The 15,625-nt window shown below is 60.4% G+C and carries 9 protein-coding genes; 2 read left to right on the forward strand and 7 right to left on the reverse strand.

The annotated features are described in order from the left end of the window. Nucleotides 1–303 precede the first annotated feature (303 nt). Nucleotides 304–1,008, reverse strand: a complete 705-nt coding sequence (locus J3P97_RS25160; protein ID WP_434672990.1) for a TraX family protein — start codon at nt 1,006–1,008, stop codon at nt 304–306. Between the two features lie 194 nt (nt 1,009–1,202). On the opposite strand from J3P97_RS25160, the gene J3P97_RS25165 reads away from it, so the two are divergent. Further along, nucleotides 1,203–2,243: a low specificity L-threonine aldolase gene (locus tag J3P97_RS25165; protein WP_434571307.1), complete on the forward strand. Its 1,041-nt coding sequence runs from the start codon at nt 1,203–1,205 to the stop codon at nt 2,241–2,243. 187 nt (nt 2,244–2,430) lie between these two features. Here J3P97_RS25165 and gbcB read toward each other — a convergent pair whose 3' ends face one another. Further along, the gene (gbcB, locus tag J3P97_RS25170; protein WP_434571306.1) at nt 2,431–3,531 is read right to left on the reverse strand and encodes a glycine-betaine demethylase subunit GbcB; all 1,101 of its coding nucleotides are present in this window, start codon (nt 3,529–3,531) and stop codon (nt 2,431–2,433) included. Between the two features lie 281 nt (nt 3,532–3,812). Here gbcB and gbcA point away from each other — a divergent pair, with 281 nt between their 5' ends. Next, a complete protein-coding gene (gene gbcA, locus J3P97_RS25175; RefSeq protein ID WP_305498304.1) occupies nt 3,813–5,108 on the forward strand; it encodes a glycine-betaine demethylase subunit GbcA in 1,296 nt (431 codons plus the stop codon). Nucleotides 5,109–5,150: 42 nt separating this feature from the next. Here the strand turns inward: gbcA and J3P97_RS25180 are convergent, their stop codons facing one another. The 5 genes from J3P97_RS25180 to J3P97_RS25200 all read right to left on the reverse strand — a co-directional run bounded on the left by J3P97_RS25180 (nt 5,151) and on the right by J3P97_RS25200 (nt 15,619). Next, entirely contained in the window at nt 5,151–6,794 is a 1,644-nt protein-coding gene (locus J3P97_RS25180; protein WP_434672991.1) for a hypothetical protein, read from the reverse strand. A 166-nt stretch (nt 6,795–6,960) separates the two neighbouring features. Continuing rightward, a complete protein-coding gene (locus tag J3P97_RS25185; protein WP_434602069.1) occupies nt 6,961–8,205 on the reverse strand; it encodes a metallophosphoesterase in 1,245 nt (414 codons plus the stop codon). A 27-nt stretch (nt 8,206–8,232) separates the two neighbouring features. Next, nucleotides 8,233–10,101, reverse strand: a complete 1,869-nt coding sequence (locus tag J3P97_RS25190) for a hypothetical protein (RefSeq protein WP_434672992.1) — start codon at nt 10,099–10,101, stop codon at nt 8,233–8,235. Between the two features lie 154 nt (nt 10,102–10,255). Further along, complete coding sequence (locus J3P97_RS25195; protein WP_434672993.1) at nt 10,256–13,708, reverse strand: GMC oxidoreductase; 3,453 nt, start codon at nt 13,706–13,708, stop codon at nt 10,256–10,258. A 1,140-nt stretch (nt 13,709–14,848) separates the two neighbouring features. Then, on the reverse strand, nt 14,849–15,619 hold the full coding sequence (locus J3P97_RS25200; protein WP_434672994.1) for an electron transfer flavoprotein subunit beta: 771 nt from the start codon (nt 15,617–15,619) through the stop codon (nt 14,849–14,851). Nucleotides 15,620–15,625 lie beyond the last annotated feature (6 nt).

Below are 15,625 nucleotides of genomic sequence, written 5' to 3' on the forward strand. Positions count from 1 at the left end.
CTCTCCCAGCGGCGGCAGTGCGCCTTTCGTCTCGGTGAGGCACGGACCGTTTCGGTCGTGCCCTTTGGATGCGATGGTATGGCCGGCGCAGGCAGGTCAAATGCCTATGGACGCCACGCAAAGGTGCGTTTACGACATGGGATCAAATGGAATCGAAGACGGCCCTTGTGGCGAGGGAGCTTGCTCCCGCTGGGCTACGAAGTAGCCCTAAGACCAGACGCCTCGGCACATCAGGTAAATCCGGGGTGGCCTTTTGGGAGGGCTTCGCCCTCCAGCGGGAGCAAGCTCCCTCGCCACGAAGGGTTATGCAATGACCTGGCGGACCGCGAGCAATATAAGGAAATGCCCGGGATACAGCGCATACGCCCAGCGCCGCATGGGCACTGGACGAAAACGCCCCGCCTGTCGCAAAAGCGCCAGCCCAAGCCATGGCGCGATCAGGCAAGCCACCAGCCCCCAGACCGCCACCGTGTCGCCCAGCCATGCCGCGCCATACAGCACCCGCCATTGATTGGCCGCCACGCAGACCATTCCCGGTAGCAACACGAAATACCAAGGCCGGCGATACACCAGCAACATCGCCAGCGGCAGCAGCACGCCGTAGAACCCGAACATCAACCGGGACGAGCACAGCGCCGCCAGCAGCAGCGCCGCCACCGCCAGGCATCGCGCCTGCAAGGTGGGGGTTTGCCAACTGCGCGCCACCCACAATCCCAGCACCAGCGTCGGCATCACGTTCAATGTCGTGGGGTTGGGAACGAACAAGCGGTAGGGGATTTCACTGATGGCGCTGAACAGTAACAGCCAGCCCAGGTAACGCCACGGAAGCGAGCTGGCGCCGTTGCGTGCGAGGTTGGCCGCCATCGCCAGGCAGAACCAGGGAAATGCCAAGCGTCCCGGCACATAAAGCCAATCGGCGGGAAAACCGACATATCGCAGATGATCGAGGACCATCGACAACAGTGCCAGCCACTTGAGCAGGTCCAGCGCAGCGTCGCGCTGACTCATGTGTACTGCGGCCCGCTGATTTTGTGATTTTCTGACCGAAACATCCCGTGTGCTCCCTCGCTAATCTTGGGTAAAGTGCGCACCACTATCGACCACGGCGCTGTGGACCCAAACACGCCGAACCATGGAACCCCTCACCCGGGAATTCCACCAGGGATCTCTTACCCAGGACTCTCTATTCAAGGAGCAAGGCCATGACCGACAAGAGCCAACAATTCGCCAGCGACAACTATTCCGGCATTTGCCCCGAAGCCTGGGCGGCCATGGAAGAAGCCAACCAGGGCCACCAGCGCGCCTATGGCGACGATGAATGGACCCACCGCGCGGCGGATGATTTCCGTGCCCTGTTCGAAACCGACTGCGAAGTGTTCTTCGCGTTCAACGGCACGGCCGCCAACTCCCTGGCCCTGTCGTCGCTGTGCCAGAGTTACCACAGCGTGATCTGCTCGGAAACCGCCCACGTCGAAACCGACGAATGCGGCGCGCCGGAATTTTTCTCCAACGGCTCCAAGCTCTTGGTGGCACGCACCGAAAACGGCAAGTTGACTCCCGAGTCGATTCGCGAGATCGCCCTCAAGCGCCAGGACATCCATTATCCCAAGCCGCGCGTGGTGACCCTGACCCAGGCCACGGAAGTCGGCAGCGTCTATACCCCGGAAGAAATCCGCGCCATCAGCGTTACCTGTAAGGAACTGGGTTTGAACCTGCACATGGACGGCGCGCGCTTTTCCAACGCCTGCGCCTTCCTCGGCTGCACCCCGGCCGACCTGACCTGGAAGGCCGGCGTCGACGTGCTGTGCTTCGGCGGCACGAAAAACGGCATGGCGGTGGGCGAAGCGATCCTCTTCTTCAACCACGACCTGGCGGAAGATTTCGACTATCGCTGCAAACAGGCCGGGCAATTGGCCTCGAAGATGCGCTTCCTCTCCGCGCCCTGGGTCGGCCTGCTGCAGAACGACGCCTGGCTCAAGCATGCCCGCCACGCCAACCACTGCGCCCAATTGCTGGCGCAACTGGTCAGCGACATTCCTGGCGTCGAACTGATGTTCCCGGTCCAGGCCAACGGCGTGTTCCTGCAACTCTCGGAACCGGCCATCGCCGCGCTGACCGCCAGGGGCTGGCGCTTCTACACCTTCATCGGCAAGGGCGGCGCACGGTTCATGTGCTCGTGGGATACCGAAGAAGCGCGGGTGCGGGAGTTGGCGGCGGATATTCGGGAAGTGATGAGCGCCTGAGGCAACCACCGATGCATCAAGGCCGTTTGCCCTTTAAAGCTTCAGGGCTTTCGTGGCGAGGGAGCTTGCTCCCGCTCGGCTGCGCAGCAGTCGCCTCCGGTAAGCACGAGCTATCTGATGGATCGCATGGGGCTGCTGCGCAGCCCAGCGGGAGCAAGTTCCCTCGCCACAGGGGGCTCGCTGCGGGTTAAAACTCGATCCGCACATCCCCCTTCGGCACGCTGCAGCACGACAGGATGTAACCCTCGGCCTCGTCATCCTCGGTGATGCCGCCGTTGTGCTCCATCTCCACTTCCCCGCCGAGTTTCATGACCTTGCAGGTGCCGCAGATGCCCATGCCGCAGGCCTTGGGAATCATCAGGCCAAGCTTGGCTGCTGCCGCATGGACGGTTTCGCCCGGTGCCACGCCGATGCTCTTGCCCGACGCGACGAATTCCACCTGATGCAGGTCCGCCTGGTCGACTTCAGGCGCATCCGCCGCCTGTTCGGCCTGCTCCACCGCATCGGCGCGAGCTTCCGGTGGCGTGGCGCCGAAGGATTCCTCGTGATAACGCTTCATGTCGTAGCCGGCCGCTTCCAGCAGGCGCTTGACCGCGCTCATATACGGCGTCGGGCCGCAGCAGAACACTTCGCGCTCAAGGAAATCCGGCACCATCAGTTCCAGCATCTTGTGGTTCAGGTAACCGCGATACCCGGCCCACGGCTCGCCCAAACCATGCTTTTCGCAGATCAGGTGCAAGCTGAAGTTATCGATCCGCGACGCCATGTGCTCCAGCTCACGGTGGTAGATGATGTCCTTGGGCGAGCGGGCGCTATGGACGAAGGTCATGTCGACGTTGGCGTTGGTGTCGTAGAACCAGCGGGCCATGGACATGCATGGCGTGATTCCGACGCCACCGCTGAGGTACAGGACCTTCGGGCTCGGGAAATCGATGGCATTGAACAACCCCACCGGCCCGTGCACCGCCAGTTCCTGGCCTTCGTGCAGCGTGTCGTGCAGCCAGTTGGAGACCTTGCCCCCCGGCACGCGCTTGATGGTCACCGAGAAGCTGTAGGGCACCGACGGCGAACTGGAGATCGTGTAGGAACGCATGATCGGCTGGCCTTCGATTTCCAACTCCAGGGTGACGAACTGCCCGGGCTTGAAAAAGAACATGATCGGCTGGTCGGCCATAAAGCAAAAGGTGCGCACATCCCAGGTTTCCTGGATGACTTTGACGCAACGAACGATATGTCGGCCATTGGCCCAGGTCTGGGTGGTGACCGGGTTCAGGAAATTGTTGGACATGCTGATCTCCACGGCCGACTGTCGGCCTTCATGATGGCGATTGTGCGCAGGCGCCTGCACCGCCATTTACCTATCTGCGACATTCACATACTTATCGCGACCAGCCCCCAACTACCGGGGCTCGCGCGTCGGGAACAGATTGGGCCATGTCGCCCATGGATAAGGTTGCGCCCCTGCGCGGCCCCACACTCGCCCCAACGGATAAACAATATTTCTGCCTTGCGTAGCACCCTTGATTAGCCACTTTCGCCGGCCACAGAGATGGCCATGAGGATAAAACGATGGACGTCACCACTACCCTGAGCCTGGGCGATCCGCTGGAACCCGCACGCAAGGCCACCGCGCAAATGCTGCAAGAGCGCGAGCGCACCTTTTCGCTGCCGCAGCCGTTCTACTCCGATGAGCGCCTGTTTGATATCGACATGCAGGAAATCTTTCAGAAGGAATGGTTGATCGCCGGCATGACCTGCGAAATCCCGGCCAAGGGCAACTACCTGACGCTGCAGGTCGGTAAGAACCCGATCATCGTGATTCGCGGCGCCGAAGGCGTGGTGCACGCGTTCCATAACGTCTGCCGCCACCGCGGCTCGCGGTTGTGCACCAGCGACAAGGGCAAGGTCGCCAAGCTGGTCTGCCATTACCACCAATGGACCTACGAACTGGACGGTCGCCTGCTGTTCGCCGGCACCGAGATGGGTGCCGACTTCGACATGAAGCAGTACGGCCTCAAGCCGGTGAACGTGAAGACCGCCGGCGGCTACATCTTCATCAGCCTGGCCGAGAATCCGCCGGCCATCGATGATTTCCTGTCGACCCTAAACCACTATATGGAACCCTACGACATGGAAAATACCAAGGTGGCGGTGCAAACCACCTTGATGGAAAAGGCCAACTGGAAACTGGTGCTGGAAAACAACCGCGAGTGCTACCACTGCAACGCCTCGCACCCCGAACTGCTCAAGACCCTGCTGGAATGGGACGACGTCACCGATCCGCGGGCCGACCAGGCGTTCAAGGACCACGTGGCCGCTTCCGCCGCCGCCTGGGATGCCGAGAAGATCCCTTACGCCCACGCCAGCTTCGGCCTGCGCAACCGCATCGTGCGCATGCCGCTGCTCAAGGGCACCGTGTCGATGACGATGGACGGCAAGCAGGGCTGCGCCAAACTGATGGGCCGCATCAAGAACCCGGACCTGGGCTCGATGCGCATCCTGCACCTGCCTCACTCGTGGAACCACTGCATGGGCGACCACATCATCGTCTTCACGGTGTGGCCGATCAGCGCCCAGGAAACCATGGTCACCACCAAATGGCTGGTACACAAGGACGCGGTCGAAGGCGTGGACTATGACGTGGAGCGCATGCGCCAGGTCTGGGACGCCACCAACGACCAGGACCGTCGCCTGGCCGAAGAAAACCAGCGCGGCATCAACTCCACCGCCTACCAGCCGGGCCCGTACTCGAAGACCTACGAATTCGGCGTGGTGAACTTCGTCGACTGGTACAGCGAGCGCATGCTCAACAACCTCGGGGCCGAGCCGGCGCCGTACCTCAAGGGCGTTCCGGTCCAGGGCTGACAAATGCGCCGAACCCCGCCGGTATCGCACGGTACCGCGGGGTCACGGTCGCTCGATCTTCATGCTCGAAACCTTGCCATCGAGTTGGTTTTTCGCGCCGCCGCGGATAATGCGCCATGCGCCTGCGTTGTGGCTTCTTTCGAAGCTGCCCACCACCACCGGCTGGGTGATATCCGTTAAAACCTCGATCCGCGCCCATCCCTGGTTCTCTTTCTGGTCCTTGTTGCCGTACACCCAGAACCGGGTGCCGGCCTTGGCCTTCAGAATTTTGGCCGAGCGCGCTTCATCGTTGTCGCAGCTACCACCGAAGTTGAAGCGGAGGCTGCCTGCGAGACTCACGGTGCATACCACGTTCTGCCTGGCGGAGTTGCCCTCATACAATACAACGTTTGCATCGGAAAAATTCGTCGGTGTTGTTCCGGTTATAACTCGCGATACTTTCCCGTCCAGGCCATTGTTACGCACATAAACCACTTTCAAGTCTGCACTTTCATAACTTTTTTCGAACGTATCGACAACGACCGATTCGTTTAGCCCGATATCACGTTTGATATCGATGACTGCGTAGTCGTCCTGCTTGCTGGCCGCGGGCGAGTCATAGACGGAAATACGCGTGCCCTTGACGATGCCACGCAACTTCAGTGAACGGGCCTCATCGTTTTCACAACCGCGCCCAGGCAGGCGCAGGTTATGGTGCTGCCCGGCGGGTATGACACACGTAGTATCACCGGTGGGGTCGGCGCGGTTTTTCTCATGGAAATAGAACCCGCCCTGGGTCAATGCGGCGGCATAGGCGAACGCATCGCCGGTCTGGTTGAAGTCGATTGCCAGGAAGTTTGGCGCGGTGCGCCTGCCCAGCGCGGCGGCACAATAGTTGTCCACGCGTCGCTCAAGCCAGGTCAGGTTGTTGTCCACATCAGCGGCATGGGCCGCGGTCGAACCCCAGGCATGGAACTGATTCATGATGAACAGTCTTGGCCACCGCTCAAATCCACCGGCACCTACGCTCGAAGAGTAGGTGCGCCAGCGCGACGGGCAGCTCCAGTCATGTTTGAAAATGCTGGTGCCCAGCTCCCAGTGATTCTGCTTTTCCCATAAGCTGTCTTTTAACAGGTTGACGGTCTTGCCTCTGATCCGATAGCCGCCCTCGTGCCTGTCCGTGAGGATAACCAGCCGTCTGCCGCTGCGAATCATCTGCTCCAGTGTTGGCCAGTTCGAGGTGCCCGCATAGGGGGCGGGGTCAAATACCCAATCCTCAAGGCCCGGCACTCGCTCCAGCGCATTTTGCAGCGTCGCCCTATCCACATAGTTCTCCAGTCTCAGGGTTACAACAGCGTTCGGATTACCGCGTAGAAACGGCAAGAAGACCTTGTTCAATGCATCGGTAAACTTCTTGTCCCTACGGACATCACAGGTGCCGTTCTCGGTGGTATGACACAAGTAGACGTCCTTCGACCCCAGATTGCCTGGGTGCAGGTCCAGCATGAAGCCACGCACGCCACGATCGAGTTGGGTGCGCTTGTCGTCCTGATAACCGTTGTGGGCGGTCACCCAAGTGTATTCATTAAAGGGTTTTTTAAAATTACTGATGCCCGGCGCCGTTTCCGCAGCATGGGCCAAGGATGCAGTGACCGCTGACGAGCTTAATAAGCCCAACAGCAAGGCTGCTTTTTTGAAGTCAAACATAGATTAATCTTCCCTGATGAGTACCGCACTTTGATTAGTGCTGAAAGCGCATTAACCGAAAAATCAGATCGGTCGTACAGGGTGAATTTTTTTCCTGATATTTATGTGATTTTCATGACAACAAAAAATGCGCTCAGGAGCGCATTTTGAACTAACGAATATCCGGCTAACTTGAGCGCCAACGCACTTCGCCATTCTCGCTGATAAATTCCTCGACGATACTTTCACCCACCAGCCGAAGTTTCACGTAGCCGTTCAACACCCGCTCCGGATACGCCTCGTCCCCCGCCAATTGTGTTTCCGACCACAACACCCGAGGATGCCCGTTCAACTCGCTGGTGGTGCCGTAGGGAATCGCTCCGTGCCCGACGCAACGCGCCTGCAGCCCGCCTTGCGGCGCGTAGCAGATACCGTTGTGCAAATGGCCCCAATACCAGTAATCCGGCTCACGCCCCAGAGCATCGCATACCGGTTGGTAGAGGGCGGTCTTGTGGTGCCCGGAAATGTCAAAACCCTGGTGATGACTGAGCACCATAAGTTTCTTGCGCTTGGGCAGGCTTTTCATCCACTCGATCTGTTGCGTGTTGAGCGTACCGTCCATGTACAGGTTCATGGCATCCGAGGCATAGGCGCTGTCCAGGCCAACCACCAGCCAGTCATCGTTGTACAAGGCAAAGTAGCTCGTGCCTTGCTGCACCGGAAAGCGCTTGGCCAATTCCTTGAAATAACCGTGGGCGCCGCTGTACATCTCGTGATTGGAATTGAGCGTGAACGAGCCGTGCCTGCCCTGCGGCCAGCCGACCATGTCGACGTCTTCCTGGGAATGGGTGCCGGCGTAATACACGTCGCCCAAGTGGATGGTGAAATCGGCCTGGGCCAGTTGCATCTGGTTGGCGACCGCCACGGCGGGTGCGTGACTGTCGAACGGGCCGGTGCCCCAGTCGCCAGCGATGGCCAGCACCACGTCGTTGTCCATTTTGACCAGCGCCGGGGTGGTAGCGAACGGTGCGTGGTGGCGCAGGTTCTCGATCCACTTGAGCAGCGCCTCGCTCCACAACAGGTCCAGCAGTTCCCATTTGCGGCAGCCGAGCAAGGTGCCGTCCTTGAGCACTCGGGTTGGCAGTTCCTCTTCCTTTTGCGGCAAAGGCGTGGCGTTGCCGATTTTCAGAATCGACAGGCCGTGGGCCAGTTCCCATGGCACGGCCGGCTCATCGTCGGGCAAATCACCATGATCAATGACATGCCGGGCTTGAGCGTGACCACGCTCCAGCAGCTTGACGATGGCCTGAAACTCCTCTGGCTCCAGGTCGTTGACGAGTTTTTTCCAGGACATTTCCAGCCGCGTGACCAAGCCGTGCAGGCGGACCTTGACCTTGTCGAACTCATGTTCCCAATGGTGCAGTAATGACATGTCAACGCTCCTTCGTTATGCCCTGGGCTACAGGGTCTTCATGAATTCGATCAGGGCCCGTTTGTCGACGTCCGACAGCTGCGTGCCATACAGGTGGTCGCCGTTGTGGTTGCCTTCGAGCCGCGTGTCGTACTTGAAATCCGCCGACGCCTTCATCTGCGCGCCGCTGGTGACGAAGCCAACCTTCTGCGGGTCGTAGATATCCGAGCCGGTGTAGAACACTTGTGGACGCTGTTCTGGCGCTTGCAGCAGATCCCACAGGGTCGGCACCGAACCGTTATGCAAGTACGGCGCGCGCAGCCAGATGCCGTCGGTGGGCGTGTTGCTGTAGCTCTGGGTCTTGCGATAGGCGCCAAAGTCGAACGGCGCTTTCTTGAAGCCATGGAACGCCGTCACCAGCCCGGTGGTGAAGGAATTCAGCCGATGGGGATCGGTGCCCAACTGGTCGATGTTGGTGGTGACCTGGCCGGTGTCGCTGCGGCCGAAGTCGTGGCAACCGGCACAGTTCTGCTCCCAGATCGGTTTGCCCTGGGCGACTTTCGCCTGATCCAGGGTGAACGGCCAGGCCGGTGGCTTGTGGCCCAGCAACCAGTTGGTCACCCGGTTGAAGCTCGGCGGCAGCACCGATTTCGGCGTCGCGCCCACGGCCATGGCTGCGGCGTAGTTGCGTTCGTGGATCTTGTTGTTATTGCCGTCCCAGTGCAGGTACATGGACTCGCGGGGTTTCTGGTTCCACACCTGCGGCAAGTCCACGGTGCCGATGGTGGAGTCATCCGGGAAGCCGAAGACCACCATCTTGGTCGGGTTGAACGTGTCGGTCCGCCCCGGTCCCTGGGCCGGACGCAGCTTCTGCCAGGCGTACGCCTGTTTCTGCTTGAGCAGCGCACTCTTGGCCATCGGAATGATCAGGTAGCGGTTATAAAGCTTTTCGAAGAACCCCAGCTGGAACTTGCCGTTGATCGCCGCCATCACCGCGTCCGGGGTGAATTTCGGATCGCTGGCACACTCGTAGGCGAACCACTGGAAGGCTTGCAATTGCAGGGTATTGGCCGGCGCGGCGGCGACCGGCACCGCTACGTCAGTGGCATTGGCCCGGTAGGAACCGGTGTGGCACAGCGCGCAGTTGGGCTCCACCGTGGGGTAACCGAGCTGCCGCTTGGCCATGCCGATGGGCAAGTCGTTGCCGTTTACATAGAGGAAGCCGAACACCTCATAACCGCCTGGCTTGGGCAGTTTTTCCGGGCACATCTGTGGCAGCACGGCGAACAGGTAGTAGGGAATCCGCGCTTCGATGCCCAGGCCGATGGCGGCGTATTTGTAATGATCTTCGTCGGAGGCGAAGTCCGGCTGCGGCACCTCGCGGATCATCTGATACCAGGTCTGGTAGCCGACGAAGCCAAGCACCAGCAGCACAATCAGCGCGCCTACCTTGAAGCCATGGCTTTGCCAGCGATGTGCCCAGCCTTCACACCATTCGCGCCAACCGGCCCGGAGCAAGGCCAGCGGACGATTGGCCGCCGGGCTGCCCAGATACAACAGCACGCCCAGGATCAGGAACATGCTCAGGTCGCCCATCAACATTGGCACGAACAGTTGGCCCTGGTTGTTGGTGTTGATCAGGTAGATCCAGAACACCACCGCCACCAGACGCGACAGCACGCATAACCACGAATGCACCACGAAACGCGGCGCGTTGAACCCCGAAGGCATGTAGAACAGGCTGATCCCCACCAGCAACATGCCGGCGTTTTCCAGCCAGGGATCGGACAGCACCGGCGGCAGGCCAAGCACGGAGGTCAGCAACGCCGGCGCGAACAGCGCCGGGATCGCGAAGACCATGTTCATGACGATTCCGATCCAGATGATGCGTTGGAACCAGCGGATACAAGTGTTCATGGCATCCTTTTCCTATTCCTGACTCACCACAAAACCCATGTGGCGAGGGAGCTTGCTCCCGCTGGGCCGCGTAGCGGCCCACAAGACTTCAAAAAGCGACGACTGCTTCGCAGCCGAGCGGGAGCAAGCTCCCTCGCCACGGGATAGTCATACTTCAACCGAGCGCCGTCTTCTCCAAGTGCCCAAGGATGATCGGATACACATCCACCACCGCGTCCTTGCCGAACATGCAGTCGATGTGGCCGTAGCCGGGGACCTCATGACGGCTGAACAACTGCGGACCGTGCATCTCGCACAACCGTTCGTAGGTCTTGAGGGTGCTCTGCGGCAAGTAGCACTGGTTGTCGGCGCCGCTAATGAAGCAGATCGGCAACTTCAACCGATCGAAATGCGGCATGTAGACGTCGTTGCCGTTGAAGTCCACCAGGTGCCCCTTGCGCACGATCAGCGCCAGGTGCTCGAAGGTCTGGATGTTCGACTCGCCGAACAATTCATGCAGATTGTCGTGCAGGGTTTCATTGAGGGTGTCGTGGCGGTACAGCGACGCATACATGAACGTGATGCGGTGGCAGACCGGATTGGTGCAGTAGCCCTGGGCCTCGATCCGGGCGTAGCCGTTGAGGGCCTTGTCGTAGAGTTTGTTGAACCAGCTTTCCTTAGTGTCGGCATAGGCCGTCATGGACTTGATGCCGATGGCATCGAGCATCCCCGGCAAATGCAAACCGGCCTTCAACCCGGTGGCGGTGGCGACCACCGTGTCGGCGGCGATCTGCGAGCAGACCACCGAGCGCACGCCCTGCAAGCCCGCAAGCATCGACATGAAGAACGTCGTCGCGCCGTAGCAATGCACCACGCATTGCACGTCACGGGCCAGGGTCGCCTGTTGGATCTGCTCGATGGCGGCCTTGAAGTCGTACTGGGCCACCTGGTCGCCGTTCCATTCGTTTTTGCTCGCCGGCAGCAGGATACTCACCCGCAAATCCAGCAGCCAGACGTCATACTCGTGCTTGCACAGGTACTCCAACAGGTTGGTGTGGATGGTGTCGGTGGAAAAGATATTCGAGCCCACGCCCAGGCCATGGACCAGCATCACCGGGCCCTTGCTGCCTGCCTGGTAGCGCGTCAGGCGCAGCTCGACGTGGTCTTCGGTCTGGAAGAAATGCACCACCGGGGCCGGTGCATCCAGCGGCCGTTTCAAGCGCGACGGCGCGTCCGGATTGAAATAGACGTCGCCGGTGAACACCCCGCCGTAGCTCTCCCACAGGATGCCCGCGAAAAACTTGCCGAATCGCGCAAGCGCCTCCACCCGCTCACGCTCGTTGCGAGCGTTGAGCACTTTCATTGTGGTCATCTGCTTGGCGAAATCAGCCGGGAGGATGTGCATCACCCCCGATCCGAGCACCGCACCAGTCTTGTCCGACCCGCGATAGAGCGTGACGTAAAGGGTGCTGGTGTCGTGCCAGATGTTCAGCACGCCGTTGTCCTCCGGCACGGTCTTGAACGCACTGAAGAAATAGTCGCTGCCGTCTTCAGCGGTCAGTTTCATGTCGTAGTTCATGTGCCGCACCCCGACTTGATCCTGATACTGCTCGAACAGGTTGAACACGCCGTTGCTGGCGACCAACGGCTTCGCCGACAGCAGGGGGGCATCGAGGGTACCCACCAGGGTCGCAGCGTGCTCCGGCTCCTTGATCAAACGATCAAGGTCGGCAGCGGTGATGGTCAGCGTAAATTCGATGGGCGAGTTGTCCGCCTTGCCGCGCTTGGCAGCTTCCTCGTAAAGCGGCAGGTCGGTGCCCTGGGGTTGGGTGAAGGCGCTGGAAAAATAACCCTTCATGGTTTCGGTGAACTGCACACCGAGGGTCGGCGCCGCCACTGGTTTACGCGGGGCCGACGGCAGCGTGTAGTCGATCAGCCAACCGCGATCGGCCGCCAGCAAGCCCATATTGCGTTCACTCACCGCTGAAATGGTCAGCAGCGGATTGACCGCCAGGGACGTCGGGATCACCGAGCCGTCCGTCACGTAAAGACCGGGATAGACGTCGGTGCCGCTGGCGCCAATGAATACCTGCCCCTTGTGATTGACCACGCCTTGGGTGGCGTCCTCGCCCATCACGCAACCGCCCAGTGGATGGACCGAGACAATGCTGTGCTTGAGCAGCTTGGTCCAGATCGGGTTTTCGACCCAGATCCCGCCCAAGGCCTTGGTGCTCTGGTGCAGACGCTCGTTGCCGAGGGTAACGTTTTCCTGCTCGCCGACACCGGACCAGTCGATACGCAGCTGGTCCTTGTTATCGAGGACCATGCGGCCCTTGCCGTTGTCATGGCTCATGATCAGGTAGGTCTGCATGTTATGCAGCGCGCCGTAGTACGGCCCGCGCAGGAAGCTTTCGGCTTCGCGCCCCTTGTACCTGAGGGCGGCACCAAAGCCGGTGTCGGTGGGCACGCCGATCATCTCGGCGAACGCCGCCATGCTCGGCACCATGGCCCGGCCGAGGGCGCCGGGGATCGAACCTTCTTCGATGACCATGCGGCTGCGCCAGTCGCCTTCGGTGCGCATGTCGATCACCGAGGTGATGCACGGCCCCACCGGCTCCAGCTCCTTGGCCGAATGAGCGCCAAAACCGATGCCGTTGATGACTTGGTCGCAGTTGTGGCCGAAGCCGAGGATGTCACCGTTGCCACTCATGTTCTCGCCCAACTGGGGAGACATCGACAGGCCCTTGTCTCGCGAGCGCAACAGGATCTCGGTGGAGCCCAGGGTGCCGGCGGACACCACCACGATATCGGCGCGCACGAACAGCGTTGGCGCCGAGAACATTTCGCGACCACTGTCCAGGTACTGGAAATGCACGATCCAGCCGTCACCATCGCGCTCCAGGTGCCGCACCTCAGCCTGGCAGAAAATCTCTGTGCCATGGTTCCAGGCGTCCGGCAGATAATTCATCAGCGTGGTGTTCTTGGCCTTGTTGTTACAGCCCGAGACGCAGTCGCCACAGCCATTGCACGGCAACTGCTCGACGCCGACGTGGTTGAGGTTGTTCGGCAACTTGTCGAAAGTCACGTTGATCGGCGGCTTGTAGAAATGCGCGCCCTGCTTGAGGTAATCAGCGGACTTCTTATGGGCGTCGAGCTTGGGCAGGTTCGGCGAGGACGCCGGATACGGGTTGGGCTTGAGCATTTCCCGAGCCCGCGCGTAGCCGTCCTGGAGCAGCGTGTCGCGGTGCTCACGCATCGCCAGCGGCCAGCGCGGGTCCTCGAACACGCCGGGCTCGGCTTCCAGGGCGACGTTGGCGTTGATCAGTGACGTGCCGCCCAGGCCACACCCGACCACCACGTTCTGCTGGGCGTTGACGTGCAGGTCGAACAGCCCGGTGCGCGAACCGATGTGGCCGTCGGGGTCGTGCACCTGCAACTCCTCGGTGGCAGCGAGCAACGTATTGGGGTATTCGCCCGGCTGGATTTCCCGGCCACGTTCCAGCAGGCAGACCTTGCGCCCGGCCCGGGACAGGCGCGACGCAGCAATGCCGCCGCCGTAGCCGGAACCGATGACGATCACGTCGTAGTGTTCCTTGATTTCACTGATGGGGGTCGATATCCGTGTCATGTTCAAGTCCTCTCAGGCAGAAGGGGCAACTCTGCGGTTGCCTGTAGTTTCAAGGCGCACGAACGCCTGGCCGCTATCCCGTATGGGTTGGAGCGGCAGTCAACGGTGTTGATGGGAGGGAACCTCAGGCGCTATAGGCGTGCACGCTGATTGGCGGCACGCCGACCGTTGCGCCGGGGTAACGAGGTCATAGGGGTGGGGATGCACGTCGGGGTTGAAGCGGGATATAAATTGGGGGGCTTGCTATCCATCATGCGTTCTCCCTGAACCGGCATGGATAAAGTCGCGCTGTCCTTGTGCCATGAGTGAAGACAGGCGACACCCATACGTCAAGGCGGTTCCTTAGAACTGTATGAAATTTGACCTATCGCATTCCGCGCTAAGCCTGCCGTGACCTGTAGCGTTCGACGAACAAGTTATCCACAAGGCAACCCACAGCTAATGGGGACAAGTGTCGAGGTGATCTGGATTTTGTCAGGGCGAATGTGAATAAAATCCGTGACTTATTTGCAAACAGGAGTTTCATGCCTGATTGACCAATTTTTGATCAATACGCCGTAAGCCCCACACAGCGTGGCCTGGAGGACAGAGCGAACATGTTATCCACAGAAGCGCCAACAGCGTTTGGGGGTAATTTGACGGTTTTGTGGAAAACAGGCTGAGCAGCCACCAACCCGGTGTTATTGCGGTGGTTTTTCTATTTGTAGGCCATGATTGATCATTAATCGATCAACTCACTGGAAGCCCCGTACTGCATGGGTTGCAGCGTTGAGCGAACATCTTATCCACAGAAGCGCCAACAGAGATTGGGGGCAAGTCTGGCTTGGAAATGCTGCGTTGCTCGCAGACAAAAGCCAATAGAAACCGCAAGTTACGCTGGTTGTTTTTTGAGCGAAGGTCTACAGAGAGCGATTTACATGGGTTGCAGCGAGGGGCAAACAGGTTATCCACAGCCGGACACACAGGGATTGTGGGTAACCGTCCCACAACACCGGGCTAGGCAGGAGATAGCGGGCTCCCCACCAATCCCCTGTGGGAGCGAGCCTGCTCGCGAATGCGGTGGAACTGCCATGCAACGGTGACTGACGAAATGCATTCGCGAGCAGGCTCGCTCCCACAGGGTTTTCGGTGATTCTGGATCTAGCGAACCACCCCTTCCTCCACCAACAGCTTCAAAATCGCCTCGGCCCCCGCCTCCGGGCTCAAGCCCTTGAGCACCTGCCCACCTCCGCCGCTGGCCTTGGCCGTGGCGGCTTTCATGCGGTCGGCGCCGCTCTTGGCCTTGATGACCTTCAAGCGCTTGGGCCGTGGCTTGGCCGGTTGCAGGGTTGCCACCGCCAGCAGGGTATCGTCGACCACTTCGACTTCTTCCGCCTGCAACGCTCCACGCCGCGCCGGGCCATAGGCGCTCTGCCGTGGTTTCGGCGCGGCGTTATCCACAGTGGCCAGAAACGGCAGGCGCACCTTGAGCCGACGGCGCTGACCGCGGGGCAAGGCTTGCAGCACCAGGGCCACGCCGTTGTCGATGGATTCGACCTGGGCCAATCCCACCACCAACGGCCAACCGAGATTTTCCGCCAACAGAAATGGCAGCATGCCCGAGCCTTCACCGGTTTCCGCCTGGCTGCCGGTGAGCACCACTTGGGCGCCAGCGTCTCTCAGATACTCGGTCAACGCCGGCAGCGCATCGGCGCCCTCCGGATTATCCAACACGTGAAGCTCATCCAGGCCCATGCCCAGGTAGGCGCGCAGTGCCGGTTCGGCCACGTCGCCGGCATGCAGCACTTGCAGTTCATTGCCGGCCAGTTGCAGGCCCAGCTCCACGGCGCGGGCGTCCTGTTCGGCGCGTCGGGGCCGACCAGAAGTCGGGTGGGCGCCGATGGAGACGAGGCTGATCACTTGGGTACTCATGAACAT

The organism is Pseudomonas sp. R1-15 (assembly GCF_051132085.1).
GTDB lineage: Bacteria > Pseudomonadota > Gammaproteobacteria > Pseudomonadales > Pseudomonadaceae > Aquipseudomonas.